The sequence below is a fragment of the Xanthomonas codiaei genome (assembly GCF_002939785.1).
GTDB classification, from domain to species: Bacteria; Pseudomonadota; Gammaproteobacteria; order Xanthomonadales; family Xanthomonadaceae; genus Xanthomonas; species Xanthomonas codiaei.
Map to the genome: position 1 here is coordinate 146490 of NZ_MDEC01000004.1, position 15520 is coordinate 162009.

Below are 15520 nucleotides of genomic sequence, written 5' to 3' on the forward strand. Positions count from 1 at the left end.
GCAGAGAAAACTGATATCTGGCACGCACGCAATGTCAGGAAGATCGACAGACTTTTGAGTTCCACCCGATGGCATCGCCGGTTGCCGGTGCGCTGACTCCTTCGATGCTGGGCCGGAGACCGAGCCCTCTCAACGCCGTGACTTAGCACGCACGCGGTTGCTTCCTGCCGGACGCGCTACCCGTCAGATCGCCTTCGAGCGGCTATCAACACGTAAAGAGCGGGCGTCAGGTGCGTACGCCGCGGAGGAACCGGCGTGCATGCGTGGCACATGAGGATTCGAGCACCGGCGGCGCCCGCCTGGCAGCCGCCGAGTCGTTTTTCTAGCTGCTCTTATAGCGCCCGATGCTTGGCCTCACCGAAGAACGGCGTGTGGTGGGCGCAGTCGTTGAGACGCACCACGTCCAGATGATCGACGTCGTCGCCTTCGAGCAGGTTGAGCGTGGTCGGGGCCTGGCGGAAGGTCCACAGCCTGGACAACGGCAGGCCCAGGATCTTGCACAGGATGACGCGATTGACCGCGTCGTGCGCGACCACCAGCAGGGTGTCGTCGGCGCCCAGTCTGTCGGCGGCGCGCGCAAGACCGCGCCAGCTGCGGTCCAGCACCTGGCGCAGCGATTCGCCGCCGGGCATCAGCACGGTATCGGGTTCCTCGCGCCAGGCGCGCAGGCGTGCCGGGTCCTTGTCGTGGATTTCGCTTGCAAGCAACCCTTCCCATTCGCCGTGCGCGATTTCCTGCAGGTCGGCATCGGTCTGCAGCAGCGATGCGCGCGACGCGCCAAGGGCGGCCTTGGCCGTGGCCTGCGCGCGTGACAGCGGCGAGGCGACCGCGCGTGTGATCTGCAAGGTCTGCAGCCGTTCGCCCAATGCACGCGCCTGGTCTTCGCCGACCGGCGACAGCGGAATATCGATCTGGCCCTGATAACGGCCTTCGGCGTTCCACGGCGTCTCGCCGTGACGAGCAAGCAGGATGCGCATGCGCTGAGAGTTCCTTGGGGGAGGGGCCGGCTCGCAGCAGCGAAACCGGACCGCATCATAACCGCTCCTCGCCCCGCGCCCGGCCGACTCAGCGCACGCCCAGCTCCTACAGCAGCTGCGGCGCTGGCGCCACCTCGGTCATGATCCGGCACAGGCCGCGGCTGTCCACGGCGATCGCGCAAAGCACGGCCGGGGCGACCATTCCCTTGCCGCTGCCCCACTCGCACCGCCATCCAGGCCCCGCCCGCATGTTCCGCATGTCCCGCGCGTCCATTGCCGAGGAGCCAGAGTTGCCGTTGGCGATCTGCGGTTGAAGCGCAACTGGAAGCGCGCGATGCGGCCGTCGTGGCTCAGGCGCGCCCGAAGCTGGGGTCGCTGCGACTGGGTCGCCCGGTTTCCAGGTGGCCGGCCAGGCGGCGGCGGAAGGCCGCACCCGGCTGCTCGACCATCAGGTCGTACCAGTGATCGCTCGCCGCCAGCGGCAGGCGGATGCTCTGCCGCTGACCGGCGGCCAGGTGCAGCGGCCGCGGAGTCGGGTCGCCATGGTCCAGCGCGCGCAATTGCAGCGCGCAGGACTGTGGCCCGGCGTTGCCGATCTCCAGCACCAGCGCCTCGCCGTCCTGTCGCGCTTGAACCCAGGGCCCGGCCTGCTGCGCCGCATCGGGGTGGAGTTCGCCGGCGAACTCGCGCAGGAAACCGTTGGGCCCATGCACGCGCAGCGCGTACGTCCCCTCGTGCAGCGCACCTGGCGGGACATCGTCGAGCTGCGTGCCCGGCAGCACGGTGTAATACCAGGGGCCACCGCTGGGCTTGCTGGTGTAGACGTTGAACGCCACCGCCGCGGTGCCGCTGTTGACGAACTGCAACTGCAGCGCGTTGCCGGCGTGCACGCGCGCATGCACCTGCAGGGCGTATGGCAACGCGCGCGCGGGGCGTTGGCCCGGCTCCTGCCGCGGCATGCCGGGGTCGCTCGGCGGCACCGGTAGCGGCTTGTTGCGCAACGCAGCGGTACGCGCGCGGTAGTCGTCGATCGCTGGCAACGCGCTCAGCGCCGAATCGTCCGGCTTGCGGAAATCGAACACGCTGGTCAGATCGCCGCTGACCGCGCGGCGCCACGGGCTGATGTTCGGCTCGGCCACGCCGAAGCGGCGCTCCAGCAGGCGCAGCACCGAGGTGTGGTCGAACACCTGCGAGTTGACCCAGCCACCGCGGGTCCACGGCGAGATCACCAGCATCGGCACGCGGATGCCCAGACCGACCGGCACGCCGTCATGGGCTTCGCCGCGCACATCGACATTGCTGCGCCCCATGCGCGCATCCAGCGCCGGCAACGGCGCCGGCACATGATCGAAGAAGCCGTCGTTCTCGTCGTAGTTGATGATCAGCGCGGTCCTGGCCCAGACCTGCGGATTGGAGGTCAACGCATCGATCAGCCGCGCCACCAGCGACTCACCGTAGGCCGGCGGCGCTTCGGGATGTTCGCAGTACGCGGTGGGTGGAATGATCCACGACACCTGCGGCAGGCGATTGCCCTGCACGTCGGCCGCAATCGCGGCGATCAGATGATCGGCCTGAGTGGTGGCCGCGTTGTCTGCGCTGGACCCCGGCACATAGGCACGTGCGCGCCGATAACGTTCGTCGGCGGGATCGAGCCCACGGTAATGGGAAAAATACGCCAGCGAGTTGCAGCCGAAGTTGTCGTATTCCTGGTACACGCGCCAGTCGATGCCGGCCGCCTGCAAGCGCTGCGCATAGGTGGTCCAGCCCATCGCCGCGTAACCGGGTTTGTCGCGCGCCATGTCGGCGGTCCAGTTGCCGTCGTCGGCGTTGCTGACCACCTGTGCGCGGGTGTCGCCCACGGTCAGCCCGCTGGTACCGGTAAACAGATACATGCGATTGGGATTGGTGGGCCCATGCATGGAACAGAAGTAGCCGTCGCAGATGGTGAAGGCGTCGGCAAGCGCGTGGTAGTACGGGATGTCCTGGCGCTGGAAATAGCCCATCGTCAGCTCGCCCTTGTACGGCACCCAGGCATCGTATTCGGCCCAGCGTGTCGGGTCCTGCCCATGGCCGGCCTTCCAGGAGTGATCCAGGCTCTTGATCAACGGCGCGCTGGTGTTGTGCGAATCGAACGCGAACGGCAACAGCCGGCGTCCATCGGCGGCAGGCTGGCTCCAGACCGGGTTGCCGTCGCGCAGCTGCAGCGCGTGCGGGTCGCCGAAGCCGCGCACGCCGCGCAGCGCGCCGAAGTAATGATCGAACGAGCGGTTTTCCTGCATCAGGATCACCACATGCTCGATGTCGCGCAGCGTGCCGGTGCGCGCATTGGCAGGCAGCGCCAGCGCGCGACCGATCGACGACGGTAGCGCGCCGGCGGCGGTAAGCGCGGCAACCCGCTTGAGGAAATCGCGGCGCGAAGAAGAAGACGTCATGACCAAAGCCTTGCCGAAGTCAGTGCGATGCAGCGCGTGTCGCGATGCGCAGCGCACACGTATAGCCGCCGTGCACGACAGTTTTGCGACAGCGGCCGTCATCAATGTTTCATGAGCCGTTGACACCCTGCGTCGCGAAACGCCGGTCTTGCGCCGCGCGTCCGCCCCCAGCCGTGCTCGAACAGGATTCCCCCATGACTTCCGCTCGTCGTTTTGATGTCACTCCGTTGGCGCTGGCCCTGACTGCGCTGCTTCCCGTCGTCGCGCTTGCCGCCGAGCCGGTTGCTGCCGGCGGTGCAGATGCCCCGGCCGCAGTGGCCGATGCCGCCGGCAACCCGACCCAACTGGATGCCATCAACGTGGTGTCGCAAGGCAGCACGCGCCAGGTACAGCGCATCAGCCGGCAGGACATCGAGCAGCTGACGCCGGGCAGCAGTGCCCTCAAGGCGGTGGAAAAACTGCCAGGCGTGCAGTTCCAGTCCGCCGATCCGTTCGGTACCTACGAGTGGTCCACGCAGGTCACCCTGCACGGCTTCGATCAGAGCCGCCTGGGTTACACGCTGGATGGTATTCCGCTGGGCAACATGAGCTACGGCGTCACCAACGGCCTGCACATCACCCGCGCCATCATTTCCGAAAACCTCGGCTCGGTGGAGATCGCGCAAGGCGCCGGCGCGCTGGGCACCGCCTCCAACACCAATCTCGGCGGCACCATGCAGTTCTACTCGGCCGATCCGCAGACCACGCCCGGTGCGCGGCTGGTGCAGACGGTGGGCAGCGATGCGACGCGCCGCACCTTCGTGCGCGCCGACACCGGCGATCGCAATGGACTGTCGGCGTACCTGTCCTACGCCAACGCCAGTACCGACAAGTGGAAGGGCTTCGGCGACCAGACCTCCGAACAGGCCAACCTCAAGACCGTGTACCAGTGGGGCGACGGCAATCGCCTGAGCCTGTTCCTGGATACCTCGCGGCGCAAGGAATACGACTACATGGACCTGTCCTTGACCAGCCAGCGCGTGCTGGGCTGGGACTTCGACTACCTGCAGCCGGATTGGGCCACCGCGGTGCAGATGGCGCGTGCCTACCAGAGCACCGGCGCCACCAGCGGTGTGGCCAACGGGTATCCGCAATCGCTGGCAAGCCTGCCCAGCGACTACAGCTGGCTGGATGCCAGCTACTACGCCGGTGGTGGCCTGCGTCGCGACAATCTGGCCGGCCTGTCCGGCACCTTCGTGTTCGGAGGCGCCACCCTGGATGCCACCGGCTACTACCACGCCAATCGTGGCGAAGGCCAATGGGTGACCCCGTACGTTGTCACCTCGGCGCAGATTCCTCTCTCCATGCGTACCACCGACTACGGGCTGGATCGTTTTGGCGGCACCAGCGCCCTGAAGTGGTCGTGGGGCAATCACGATCTGGAAGTGGGCCTATGGGCCGAGAATGCGCGCACCACGCAGGGCCGCAACTATTTCGCGCTCGGCAACGAGGGCTATACCTCGCTGTACAACGTGTACGAAGCGCAGACCCCGTTCCGCCGCGACTTCCTGCAGCGCTACACCACCCAGATGCGCATGCTCTACCTGCAGGACACCGTGCGCCTGCTCGATGACCGCCTCGCGTTGAACTACGGCGCAAAAGCGCTCGACACCACCACGCGCGCGCAATCGCTGGTGTCGACCACCGCGCTGGCGCAAGGCCGCATCCGCGCCGAAGACGGCTTCCTGCCGCAGGTGGGCATCAACTACAAGCTCGACGAGCGCCAGGACCTGTACGCCTCCTACAGCAAGAACATCGCCGCATTCGGGTTCACCCCGTTCGCCACCTCGCAGGCCGCCTTCGACCGCAGCCGCGCCACGCTGGAGCCGGAACAATCGCAGACCGTGCAGGTGGGCTACCGTGTGCAGGACGCGCAGTTCCAGCTCTCGGCCGATGCCTACTTCACCAAATTCTCCAACCGCCTGCTGACCACCTCGCCGTGTACTGCGGTGCAGACCTGCGCGGCGATCCTGAGCAACGTCGGCGCCGTGCATAGCGCCGGTGCCGATCTGGCGCTGATGTGGCGCCCGGTGGAAGGCCTGAGCTGGTTGAACTCGCTGTCGTGGAATCGCTCGCGCTACCAGGACGATTACCTCAACAATGGCGTGGTCGCCACCTCGGGCAAGGACGTGGTCGGCATCCCGGCGCTGATGTTCTCCTCCAGCGCCAGCTATCAGATCGGCAACCTGCGCCTGGACCTGGACGGCAAGTACGTCGACAAGCGCTACATCACCTTCCTCAACGATTCGCAGGTGCCTTCGTACTGGCTGTTCAACGCCGGCGCGCGTTACGACTTCGGCCGCCTCGGCGGGGTGGCGGACGTGGCCCTGGCGCTCAACATCACCAACCTCACCGACAAGCGCTACTTCGCCAGCACCGGCACCAACGGCTACGTCGCCTCCGATCCGGATGGCTACAACCAGACCATGGTGGTTGGCGCACCGCGGCAGACCTTCCTGAGCCTGGATGTGAAGTTCTGAGCGTCTGCCGGCGGCGCCCCTCATCCGGCGCTGCGCGCCACCTTCTCCCGCATGCGAGAAAAGGGTGAAGAAGGAAGTGATGACCTCCATCCGGCGCTGCGCCCCCCTTTCCCCGCCCGCGGGGGAAGGTGCCCGAAGGGCGGATGGGGGCAGCGGCGAACGTGGCCCTGGCGCTCGACATCACCAACCTCACCGACAGATGTGAAGTTCTGAGCACCTGCCCGTGGCGCCCCTCATCCGGCGCTGCGCGCCACCTTCTCCCGCAAGCGGGAGAAGGGTGAAGAAGGCAGTGATGACTTCCATCAGGCGCTGCACACTCCTTCCCCCGCACGCGGGGGAAGATGCCCGAAGGGCAGATGGGGGCAGCGGCGAACGTAGCCCTGGCGCTCAACATCACCAACCTCACCGACAGATGTGAAGTTCTGAGCACCTGCCGGTGGCGCCCCTCATCCGGCGCTGCGCGCCACCTTCTCCCGCAAGCGGGAGAAGGGTGAAGGCGGTGATGAGCTCCATCCGGCGCTGCGCCCCCGCTTCCCCCGCACGCGGGGGAAGGTGCCCGAAGGGCGGATGGGGGCAGCGCGCGAAGTAGCCCCCTGCCCGGCTCGTGATTGCCCGCTCGTGCACCGCCTGCTCCCGCCTCCCGGCAGGCGCCGGAGCAAGGTGGCGGCCGTCCTGCACTGCCGCATGGCGGATGCGGCATCGAGCATATAATTGCCGACTTATTTCACTTAGCAGGCCTCGCCACATGGCGCAGACGATGAAGGCGCTGGTCAAGCGCGATGCGGGAAAAGGGATCTGGATGGAGCAGGTACCGGTTCCCACCCCCGGCCCCAACGAGGTGCTGATCAAGCTGGAAAAGACCGCCATCTGTGGCACCGATCTGCACATCTACCTGTGGGACGAGTGGAGCCAGCGCACCATCAAACCCGGCCTGACCATTGGCCATGAATTCGTCGGCCGCGTGGCCGAGCTCGGTTCGGCAGTGACCGGCTACCAGGTGGGCCAGCGCGTCTCGGCCGAAGGCCATATCGTCTGCGGCCATTGCCGCAACTGTCGCGGTGGCCGCCCGCACCTGTGCCCGAACACGGTGGGCATCGGCGTCAACGTCAACGGCGCCTTTGCCGAATACATGGTGATGCCGGCCTCCAACCTGTGGCCGATCCCGGACCAGATCCCGTCCGAACTGGCGGCATTCTTCGACCCGTACGGCAACGCCGCCCATTGCGCGCTGGAATTCGACGTCATCGGCGAGGACGTGCTGATCACCGGCGCCGGGCCGATCGGCATCATTGCGGCAGGCATCTGCAAACACATCGGTGCGCGCAACGTGGTGGTCACCGACGTCAACGATTTCCGTCTCAAGCTGGCCGCCGACATGGGCGCCACCCGCGTGGTCAACGTGTCCAACACTTCGTTGAAGGACGTGATGAAGGACCTGCACATGGAGGGCTTCGACGTCGGCCTGGAGATGAGCGGCAACCCGCGCGCGTTCAACGACATGCTCGATTGCATGTACCACGGCGGCAAGATCGCCATGCTCGGCATCATGCCGCGCGGCGCCGGTTGCGACTGGGACAAGATCATCTTCAAGGGCCTGACCGTGCAGGGCATCTACGGCCGCAAGATGTACGAGACCTGGTACAAGATGACCCAGCTGGTGCTGTCGGGTTTCCCATTGCAAAAGGTGCTGACCCACCAGCTGCCGATCGACGACTTCCAGAAGGGCTTCGACCTGATGGAAGAAGGCAAGGCCGGCAAGGTCGTGTTGAGCTGGAACTGATCGGCTGATCCTGCAGATACGCAAAAGGCGCCGCGAGGCGCCTTTTGTATGTCCATTGCCTGACGTCGCCTGGATGCAGGGACCGAAGACGCTGCGCACGACGCTTCGCTACGCACGGCGACGCAGCGAAGGTGAGGGAGTCGCTTCAGCCAATCGCACTTACGGCCAGGTGACCGTTGCCGTCGCCACCAGGTGGTTCTGCGAATTCTGCTGCCCGAAGCCGAATTCGGCCGCTTCGCTGGTGTCGTAATACCCAACGCTCAAGCCCAGCGGGCCGAAGGTCTTGCCGACATTCACGCCGAAATCGTTGTAGTCGTGATCCACCTGCCTGAGCGCCGAGGTATAGATGCTGTGCCCGGCGTGCGCCCCGATGGTGAAGTTGTGCGGCAGTGACCAGTTGGCATCCAGCGCGTAGTAATACCCATCCGTCTTCGAGCCGTACAGATCGTTGGTGTACGCCAGGGTCAGGCTATAGGTTTTCAGGAACGTGGTCTTGGTGATCAGCTCGGCGTAGTTGGAGGCACCGGCACCGAGGTAGTGATAGCGGTTGACCATCACGTCCAGATTGAAATTCGCGCTGAGGTCGGTGTTGTAGCCGACAAACCCATCCACCTCCCAGTCCGGATCGCCCGCGCCGAAGTCGACGTTGGAGCCCCAGGTCCCGACGTAGAAACCATACGGCAGCTTGTAGGTCAGGCCCGCCTGGAACGCAGGCTCTTCGTTGGTCTGCGAGATGCCGCGGAACAGGTAATCGCTGGTCAGCGCGAACGTGCCGCTGAGCGGCGGCGCGGGCGCCTCTTCGTCCTGCGCCTGTGCCAGCGGCACGACGCCAGACAACAGCAACGACAGACAACAAGCGAGCGAGGACGGCTTCATGGGGCTTCTCCTGGAGCGGCGGGCGGTCGGATGGCGCGAAGCGGGGGCTGCAATGAATTCTTAGTCGGACTGTCGCTGCAGCGCAACATAAAAGTCGCGCTCGCTTGATCCAGCGCACATCCTTCGCCTGGCGATGCGCCGATCCGATAGGCGTTTCATCGACCACTGCTGTGGAATCTTGATGTTGGAGATTCGGGATTCGGGATTCGGGATTCGGGAGTCGGGAGTCCGCGTCCGGGACCTGGCGTCTGGAATGCGTACTGACAGTCTCGGGCAGGCCTGTAGAGATGTGTCGTTCGCAAAGCGCCCCCGCTCCGCACGCAGCGCGGCCAGCTGGCGTCGATCGCTTGCCGGTCGGTCCTTGGGATTTCGTATTCACAGGCACGGCAAGCCGGGGGCTCTCTCAGCGATCCCCGGCACTTGCATCACGCACTGAGTGAGACGCCCCCGAGGCGGCTTCTCAGGCCGGAAACACCCCGTAGTGGCGTGCGGCCAGTCGCAGCTGTTGGCCGGGCTGGAAATTGCCGGCCGAGGCCGGCAGTTCCACTTCCACCTCGTTGCCCGCCGGCTGCAGGGTGGCGCGCAGCCGCAGCCGTGGGCCGCTGCGCTGCGACCAGGCCACCGTGGCCGGCCAGCCGGCGTCATCGGGTACAAGATCCTCGGGGCGCACGTAGACTTCCACCGGACCGGCGGCCAATGCCGCATTGGCCACCGGCAAGGCATGACCGGCCACCTGGATCTGCCCCTGCTCCAGCACGCCGGGGATGCGGTTGACTGCCCCCACGAAGGAATACACGAACGGCGAGGCCGGTGTGTCGTAGATCGCCGCCGGGGTGTCGAGCTGTTCGATGCGTCCGCGGTTGAGGATGGCGACCCGGTCTGCCAGTTCCAGCGCTTCTTCCTGGTCGTGGGTCACGAACACCGTGGTCAGGCCGGTGCGCTCGTGCAACTCGCGCAACCAGCGCCGCAGGTCGCGGCGCACCTGCGCATCCAGCGCGCCGAAGGGTTCGTCCAGCAACAGCACGCGCGGTTCGATCGCCAGCGCCCGCGCCAGCGCCACGCGCTGTCGCTGGCCGCCGGAGAGCTGGGTGGGATAACGCTGCTCCAGTCCCTGCAACTGCACCAGCGCCAGCAGCTCTTCCACCCGCGCACGGATGCGCGCTTCGGCCCAGCGTTCGTTGCCGCGCCGCACGCGCAGCCCGAAGGCGATGTTCTCGAATACGTCCATGTGCTTGAACAGCGCGTAATGCTGGAACACGAAGCCGACCCGGCGCGACTGCACGCTCATGCCGGTGGCGTCCTCGTCGCCGAACAGCACCTGGCCGCCGTCGGCGTGCTCCAGCCCGGCCATGATCCGCAACAAGGTGGTCTTGCCCGACCCGGACGGCCCCAGCAGCGCCAGCAGCTCGCCCTGGCGCACGTCCAGGCTGATGTCGTCCAGCGCGGTGAAATTCTCGAACTGCTTGCGCAGGCGGTGGATACGGATGCCCATGGTGACCTCAGTGGCGGTGGTTGGCGGCCAGCGAATCGCCGTGCCGCCATTCCAGATACGTCTTCAGCGCCAGCGTCAGCAGCGCGGTCAGAGCCAGCAACGAGGCGCACGCGAATGCCGCGCTGTAGGCGTATTCGTTGTAGAGAATTTCCACATGCAGCGGCAGCGTATTGGTGCGCCCGCGGATATGCCCGGACACCACCGACACCGCGCCGAACTCGCCCATCGCCCGCGCCGCGCACAACAGCACCCCATACAGCAGGCCCCAACGGATATTGGGCAGGGTCACCCGCCAGAACATCTGCCAGCCATTGGCGCCCAGGCTCAGCGCAGCCAGCTCCTCGTCGCTGCCCTGCTGCTCCATCAACGGCATCAGTTCGCGCGCGATGAACGGGAAAGTGACAAACGTCGTTGCCAGCACGATGCCCGGCAACGCGAACACGATGCGTGGCAGCTGGATCAGCGTCTCGCCCAGCAGCGGCAACTGCACGCGCCAGCCCTCGTCGATCAGCGGCCAAGCCCAGCCGTTGCGGCCGAAAATCAGCACGAAGATCAGCCCGGCCACCACCGGCGACACCGAGAACGGCAGGTCAATCAGGCTGACTAGCAGGCGCTTGCCGCGGAACTGGTGCTTGCTCACTGCCCAGGCAGCGGCCACCCCGAAGACCAGGTTCAACGGCAGCACGAAGGCCGTCACCAGCAGCGTCAGCTTGATCGCCGACAGCGCATCCGGGTCGACCACCGCACGCAGGAAGGTCTCCCAGCCGCCGCGCAGCGCTTCGGCGAACACCAGCACCAACGGCAGCAACAAGAACGCCAGCAGAAATCCCAGTGCGCCCAGGATCATCAGCCACTGCACCCAGCGCGGCTCGTTGGTGGCCGAATCGGTGATGCGGCGCGCCTGCTCGGTCATCGCACGGGTCTGCAGCATCGAGGGCAGCGAGGAAACAGCATCAGTCATGCCGGCCTCCGTTGATAGCGCAACAGGCGTGCCTGCAACGTGTTGACCACCAACAGGATCACCAGCGACAGCAACAGCATTGCCGCGGCGATCGCGGTGGCGCCGGCATAGTCGAACTCTTCCAGCCGGATGGTGATCAGCAACGGCGCGATCTCGGTGGCGTTGGGCAGGTTGCCGGCGATGAAGATCACCGAACCGTACTCCCCCACCCCGCGCGCGAACGCCAGCGCAAACCCTGTCAGCACCGCCGGCCACAGCCCCGGCAACACCACCCGCCAGACCGTCTGCCAGCGCGAGGCGCCCAGCGTGGCGGCAGCAGCCTCCATTTCACGATCGCTTTCGGCCAGCACCGGCTGCACCACCCGCACCACGAAGGGCAGGCCCACGAACACCAGCGCGATCACGATGCCGAGCTGGGTATAGGCCACCTTGATGCCGGCCGCCTCCAGCCAGCGCCCGATCCAGCCGTTGCCGCCATACAACGCGGTCAGCGCAATACCGGCCACCGCGGTAGGCAACGCGAACGGCAGGTCGATCACCGCGTCGAAGAAGCGTTTGGCCGGGAAGCGATAGCGCACGAATACCCAGGCCACCCAGGTCCCCATCACCGCATTGAAGGCACCTGCCGCCAGCGCGGTGCCGAAGCTCAACCGCAACGCCGCCAGCACGCGCGGTTCGCTCCAGACCTTCCACAACCCTTCCCAGCCCAGCCCGCTGGTCTTGATGAAGGTGCCCAGCAACGGGATCAGCACGATCAGGCCGAGCCAGGTCAGGGTGATGCCCAGACTCAGGCCCAGTCCGGGCATCACACGGCGGCGGCGCGCTGGCGACACCGGGCGGGGTGCAACCGAGGTCTGCATGCCTACTTCTTGGCCTGGATCTGGTCGAACAGGCCGCCGTCGGCGAAGTGTTCCTGCTGCGCCTTGTCCCAGGACCCGAACGCCTGCTGGATGGTCACCAGCTTGATGTCCGGGAAGCGGGCCAGATCCGCGGGGTCGGCAAACTCCCGATGCCGCGGGCGATAGAAATGCCTGGCCGCCAGTTTCTGCCCTTCCGGCGCATACAGATAGCGCAGATAGGCCTCAGCCACCTCGCGGGTGCCGTGCCTGTCGACGTTCTTGTCCACCAGCGCCACCGAGGGCTCGGCCAGGATCGACAGCTTCGGCACCACGATCTCGAACTTGTCCTTGCCCAGTTCCTCGCGCGCCAGCAGCGCCTCGTTCTCCCAGGCCAGCAGCACGTCGCCGATACCGCGCTGGACGAAGGTGGTGGTGGCGCCGCGCGCGCCGGTATCGAGCACCGGCACATTGCGGAACAGCGCCTGCATGTAGCGCAGGATGCGCTCGCGGTCGCCCTTGAAGATGTGGTCGGCATACGCCCAGGCGGCCAGGTAGTTCCAACGCGCCCCGCCGGAGGTCTTGGGGTTGGGCGTCACCACCGCCACGCCCGAGCGCAGCAGGTCCGGCCAGTCCTTGATGTTCTTCGGGTTGCCCTTGCGGACCAGGAACACGATGGTGGAGGTGTACGGCGCGCTGTTGTCCGGCAGCCGCTTTTCCCAATCGCTGTCGATCAGCTTGGCCTTCTGCGCGATCGCATCCACGTCGTAGGCCAGCGCCAGGGTCACCACGTCCGCCTCGATGCCGTCGATGACCGCGCGCGCCTGCTTGCCGGAACCACCGTGCGAGGTCTCCACGGTGACCGTGTCCTGCGGGTGCTGCTGCTTCCACTGCGCCGCGAAGGCGGTGTTGAAATCGCGATAGAACTCGCGGGTCGGGTCGTAGCTCACATTGAGCAAGCCGATATCGCGTGCAGCCGCCGGGCCGGCCAGGGCCAGCAGGATGCACACGAGGGAAACAAGGCGGAAGCGGGGGTGTGTCACAACGATCTCCTGGCCGGGGGCACAGCTGAACAGCAAGCATGCCATGCTGCGCAGCGGCACGCAGGCGGTGAAATGACATCCGCGCTGCTGCTTATGCCGATATTGCATGACGTAGTGGTATGCCATGGTGATCGTTAAGATTGCGCTTCTTCCATGCCACTGCGACCGCCATGACCCGTCCGCCTACCGCGCTCACCGCCCACTACGCCGCCGAACTGGATGCCATCCAGTCCCAGGGCCTGTTCAAGTCCGAGCGCATCATCACCGGCCCGCAGTCGGCACGGATCACGCTGGCCGACGGCCGCAGCGTGCTGAACTTCTGCGCCAACAACTATCTTGGCCTGGCCGACCATCCGGACATCATCCAGGCCGCCAAGGATGCGCTGGACAGCCATGGCTTCGGCATGGCCTCGGTGCGCTTCATCTGCGGCACCCAGGACCTGCACAAGCAGCTCGAGCGCACCATCGCCGCGTTCTTCGGCACCGAAGACACCATCCTCTACGCGGCCTGCTTCGACGCCAACGGCGGCCTGTTCGAACCGTTGCTCGGCGAGCACGATGCGATCATTTCCGACGCGCTGAACCACGCCTCCATCATCGACGGCGTGCGCCTGTGCAAGGCCAGGCGCTTCCGCTACGCCAACTGCGACATGGCCGACCTGGAGGCGCAGCTGCAGGCCGCCGATGCGGCCGGCTGCAAGACCAAGCTGATCACCAGCGATGGCGTGTTCTCGATGGACGGCTTCATCGCGCCGCTGGACGAGATCACCGCCCTGGCCCGCAAGTACAACGCGCTGGTGCATATCGACGAATGCCATGCCACCGGCTTCCTGGGCGCCACCGGGCGCGGCTCGGCCGAGGTCAAGGGCGTACTGGACCAGATCGACATCTTCACCGGCACGCTGGGCAAGGCCATGGGCGGTGCACTGGGCGGCTTCACCACCGCCAGGCGCGAGGTGATCGAGCTGCTGCGCCAGCGTTCGCGCCCCTACCTGTTCTCCAATTCGTTGCCGCCGCACGTGGTGGCTGCCGGCATCAAGGCCTTCGAGATGCTGGACGCGGCCGGCGAGCTGCGCACGCAACTGGTGGAAAACACCCGCTACTTCCGCGAACGCATGACCGCCGCCGGCTTCGACCTCAAGCCCGGCGTGCACCCGATCAGCCCGGTGATGCTCTACGACGCACCGCTGGCGCAGAAGTTCGCCGAGCGGCTGCTGGAAGAAGGCATCTACGCGATCGGCTTCTTCTTCCCGGTGGTGCCCAAGGGCCAGGCGCGCATCCGTACCCAGATCAGCGCCGCGCATACCCGCGCGCAGCTGGATCAGGCGATCGACGCCTTCATCAAGATCGGCCAAGAACTGGACGTCATCAAGGCCTGAGCATGCGGACAGTGCTGCGCCAACGGCTCCTGCTCGCGGCGCACACCGATGCCCAGGCGCGGCTGCTGGATGGCAGCTGGGAAACCCGCTGCCTGCATTGCCGGCGGCGCCTGCACGTCGGCATCGACGGCGAACCGCTGGGGCACACCACGCTGGAACACGTGGTACCGCAGGCCTGGTTCGGCCGGCGTGCGGCCGCCGCGCTCTGCGCGCTGGTGGGTGACGACCCCAACGACGCGCGCAATCTGGCGCTGGCCTGTGCCAGCTGCAATCACGCCAAGGGCCGGCGCCATGACGCCAACGGCGCCGGCGACGCGCGCGCGGTGGAAGTGGTGAGTGCCTTGCTCAGCGCGCGCCTGGCGCGCTGGCGCGAGCCGGCGTCAGCGCCAGGACTTCCGCCGCACTGAGCATCCGCCAGGCGCCCTTGCCCAGCTCGCCGATTGCCAGCGGCCCGATCGCCACGCGCACCAGCCGCAGCACGCCGATGTCCAGCGCCGCCAGCAACCGGCGGATCTGCCGGTTACGGCCTTCGTCCAGCACGATTTCCAGCCAGGCATTGCGCTCGCCTTCGCGCAGCACCTCGACCCGCTTGGCGCGCAGCAACCCACCCTCGCCTTGCGGATCGGGATCGATCACGCCGGCCTGCAGCTGCGCCAGTTGCGCAGCGCTCGGGCGGCAATCGATCTGCACGTGATAGGTCTTGTCCGGCCCGCTGGCAGGATCGGTCACCGCCGCCGCCCATTGCGGATCGTTGCTGAACAGCAGCAGGCCTTCGCTGGCCTTGTCCAGCCGCCCCACCGGTGCGAGCCACGGCAGGCCCGCGCCATCGAAACAGCGGTACACGGTGTCCCTGCCCTGCTCGTCGCGCACCGTGGTGAGCACGCCGCGCGGCTTGTTGAGCATCAGATACAGCCGCGAAGGTCCAGCCAGGGGTTGGCCATCGATGGCGATGGCCGCGTGCTGCTCGGTGCGGATCGGACATTCGGGGTCGCGGATCACCCGTCCATCGACGCTGACCCGCCCATCGGCGATCCAGCGGGCCGCCTCGGTGCGCGAGCACACACCCAGCTTGGACAGCACCCGCGCCAGTCCGTGTCGCGGCGCGGAATTGCCCTGTGCGGCAGTGGACGCGCGCGCGGCGCGCGCCGGCGGTGCCGGGCCGCGCGTGCGAGGCCGGGACGTCGCCGGCGTAGGCCGCCGGGTCATGCCGTCCCGACCGCGTGGA

12 protein-coding genes and 1 other RNA gene are annotated in these 15520 nt (G+C 66.7%); 4 read left to right on the forward strand and 9 right to left on the reverse strand.

From position 1 onward, the window contains the following. Positions 1–200: 200 nt before the first annotated feature. The 3 genes from XcodCFBP4690_RS04360 to XcodCFBP4690_RS04370 all read right to left on the reverse strand — a co-directional run bounded on the left by XcodCFBP4690_RS04360 (position 201) and on the right by XcodCFBP4690_RS04370 (position 3409). A non-coding RNA gene (locus XcodCFBP4690_RS04360) (sX9 sRNA) lies at positions 201–272 on the reverse strand. Between the two features lie 60 nt (positions 273–332). After that, positions 333–977 (reverse strand): histidine phosphatase family protein, encoded by a 645-nt coding sequence (locus XcodCFBP4690_RS04365; RefSeq protein WP_104539816.1) that lies wholly within the window; start codon positions 975–977, stop codon positions 333–335. 350 nt (positions 978–1327) lie between these two features. Then, positions 1328–3409: a phosphocholine-specific phospholipase C gene (locus XcodCFBP4690_RS04370; RefSeq protein ID WP_104539817.1), complete on the reverse strand. Its 2082-nt coding sequence runs from the start codon at positions 3407–3409 to the stop codon at positions 1328–1330. A 104-nt stretch (positions 3410–3513) separates the two neighbouring features. Here XcodCFBP4690_RS04370 and XcodCFBP4690_RS04375 point away from each other — a divergent pair, with 104 nt between their 5' ends. Both XcodCFBP4690_RS04375 and tdh read left to right on the forward strand, forming a co-directional pair. Continuing rightward, positions 3514–5928: a TonB-dependent receptor gene (locus XcodCFBP4690_RS04375; protein WP_104539818.1), complete on the forward strand. Its 2415-nt coding sequence runs from the start codon at positions 3514–3516 to the stop codon at positions 5926–5928. 745 nt (positions 5929–6673) lie between these two features. After that, a complete protein-coding gene (gene tdh, locus XcodCFBP4690_RS04380) occupies positions 6674–7708 on the forward strand; it encodes an L-threonine 3-dehydrogenase (RefSeq protein ID WP_167394470.1) in 1035 nt (344 codons plus the stop codon). Positions 7709–7867: 159 nt separating this feature from the next. On the opposite strand, the gene XcodCFBP4690_RS04385 is transcribed toward tdh, so the two are convergent. The 5 genes from XcodCFBP4690_RS04385 to XcodCFBP4690_RS04405 all read right to left on the reverse strand — a co-directional run bounded on the left by XcodCFBP4690_RS04385 (position 7868) and on the right by XcodCFBP4690_RS04405 (position 12916). Continuing rightward, positions 7868–8584 (reverse strand): TorF family putative porin, encoded by a 717-nt coding sequence (locus XcodCFBP4690_RS04385; RefSeq protein ID WP_104539819.1) that lies wholly within the window; start codon positions 8582–8584, stop codon positions 7868–7870. Between the two features lie 460 nt (positions 8585–9044). Then, positions 9045–10076, reverse strand: coding sequence for a sulfate/molybdate ABC transporter ATP-binding protein (locus XcodCFBP4690_RS04390; protein WP_104539820.1), 1032 nt, complete (start codon positions 10074–10076; stop codon positions 9045–9047). Positions 10077–10083: 7 nt separating this feature from the next. Further along, a complete protein-coding gene (gene cysW / locus XcodCFBP4690_RS04395) occupies positions 10084–11037 on the reverse strand; it encodes a sulfate ABC transporter permease subunit CysW (RefSeq protein WP_104539821.1) in 954 nt (317 codons plus the stop codon). Next, on the reverse strand, positions 11034–11897 hold the full coding sequence (cysT, locus tag XcodCFBP4690_RS04400; RefSeq protein WP_104539822.1) for a sulfate ABC transporter permease subunit CysT: 864 nt from the start codon (positions 11895–11897) through the stop codon (positions 11034–11036). Before cysT ends, cysW begins: the two co-directional genes overlap by 4 nt. A 2-nt stretch (positions 11898–11899) precedes the next feature. After that, a complete protein-coding gene (locus tag XcodCFBP4690_RS04405; protein ID WP_104539890.1) occupies positions 11900–12916 on the reverse strand; it encodes a sulfate ABC transporter substrate-binding protein in 1017 nt (338 codons plus the stop codon). A gap of 170 nt (positions 12917–13086) precedes the next feature. Between XcodCFBP4690_RS04405 and kbl the strand changes: the two genes are divergently transcribed. Both kbl and XcodCFBP4690_RS04415 read left to right on the forward strand, forming a co-directional pair. Beyond that, positions 13087–14295, forward strand: a complete 1209-nt coding sequence (gene kbl / locus XcodCFBP4690_RS04410) for a glycine C-acetyltransferase (protein WP_104539891.1) — start codon at positions 13087–13089, stop codon at positions 14293–14295. A 2-nt stretch (positions 14296–14297) separates the two neighbouring features. After that, on the forward strand, positions 14298–14702 hold the full coding sequence (locus tag XcodCFBP4690_RS04415) for an HNH endonuclease (RefSeq protein ID WP_104539823.1): 405 nt from the start codon (positions 14298–14300) through the stop codon (positions 14700–14702). Here XcodCFBP4690_RS04415 and XcodCFBP4690_RS04420 read toward each other — a convergent pair. Next, positions 14641–15501 (reverse strand): pseudouridine synthase, encoded by an 861-nt coding sequence (locus XcodCFBP4690_RS04420; protein WP_104539824.1) that lies wholly within the window; start codon positions 15499–15501, stop codon positions 14641–14643. The two genes, XcodCFBP4690_RS04415 and XcodCFBP4690_RS04420, sit on opposite strands and share 62 nt — an antisense overlap. Positions 15502–15520: the final 19 nt, after the last annotated feature.

What these genes read in the sequence shown, in the direction of transcription:
- cysW (WP_104539821.1), bottom strand. Translation starts at nt 11,037, where the DNA reads ATGACTGATGCTGTTTCCTCGCTGCCCTCGATGCTGCAGACCCGTGCG.
- XcodCFBP4690_RS04390 (WP_104539820.1), bottom strand. Translation starts at nt 10,076, where the DNA reads ATGGGCATCCGTATCCACCGCCTGCGCAAGCAGTTCGAGAATTTCACC.
- kbl (WP_104539891.1), top strand. Translation starts at nt 13,087, where the DNA reads ATGACCCGTCCGCCTACCGCGCTCACCGCCCACTACGCCGCCGAACTG.
- XcodCFBP4690_RS04420 (WP_104539824.1), bottom strand. Translation starts at nt 15,501, where the DNA reads ATGACCCGGCGGCCTACGCCGGCGACGTCCCGGCCTCGCACGCGCGGC.
- XcodCFBP4690_RS04375 (WP_104539818.1), top strand. Translation starts at nt 3,514, where the DNA reads ATGTTTCATGAGCCGTTGACACCCTGCGTCGCGAAACGCCGGTCTTGC.
- XcodCFBP4690_RS04385 (WP_104539819.1), bottom strand. Translation starts at nt 8,584, where the DNA reads ATGAAGCCGTCCTCGCTCGCTTGTTGTCTGTCGTTGCTGTTGTCTGGC.
- XcodCFBP4690_RS04370 (WP_104539817.1), bottom strand. Translation starts at nt 3,409, where the DNA reads ATGACGTCTTCTTCTTCGCGCCGCGATTTCCTCAAGCGGGTTGCCGCG.
- XcodCFBP4690_RS04415 (WP_104539823.1), top strand. Translation starts at nt 14,298, where the DNA reads ATGCGGACAGTGCTGCGCCAACGGCTCCTGCTCGCGGCGCACACCGAT.
- XcodCFBP4690_RS04365 (WP_104539816.1), bottom strand. Translation starts at nt 977, where the DNA reads ATGCGCATCCTGCTTGCTCGTCACGGCGAGACGCCGTGGAACGCCGAA.
- tdh (WP_167394470.1), top strand. Translation starts at nt 6,674, where the DNA reads ATGGCGCAGACGATGAAGGCGCTGGTCAAGCGCGATGCGGGAAAAGGG.
- cysT (WP_104539822.1), bottom strand. Translation starts at nt 11,897, where the DNA reads ATGCAGACCTCGGTTGCACCCCGCCCGGTGTCGCCAGCGCGCCGCCGC.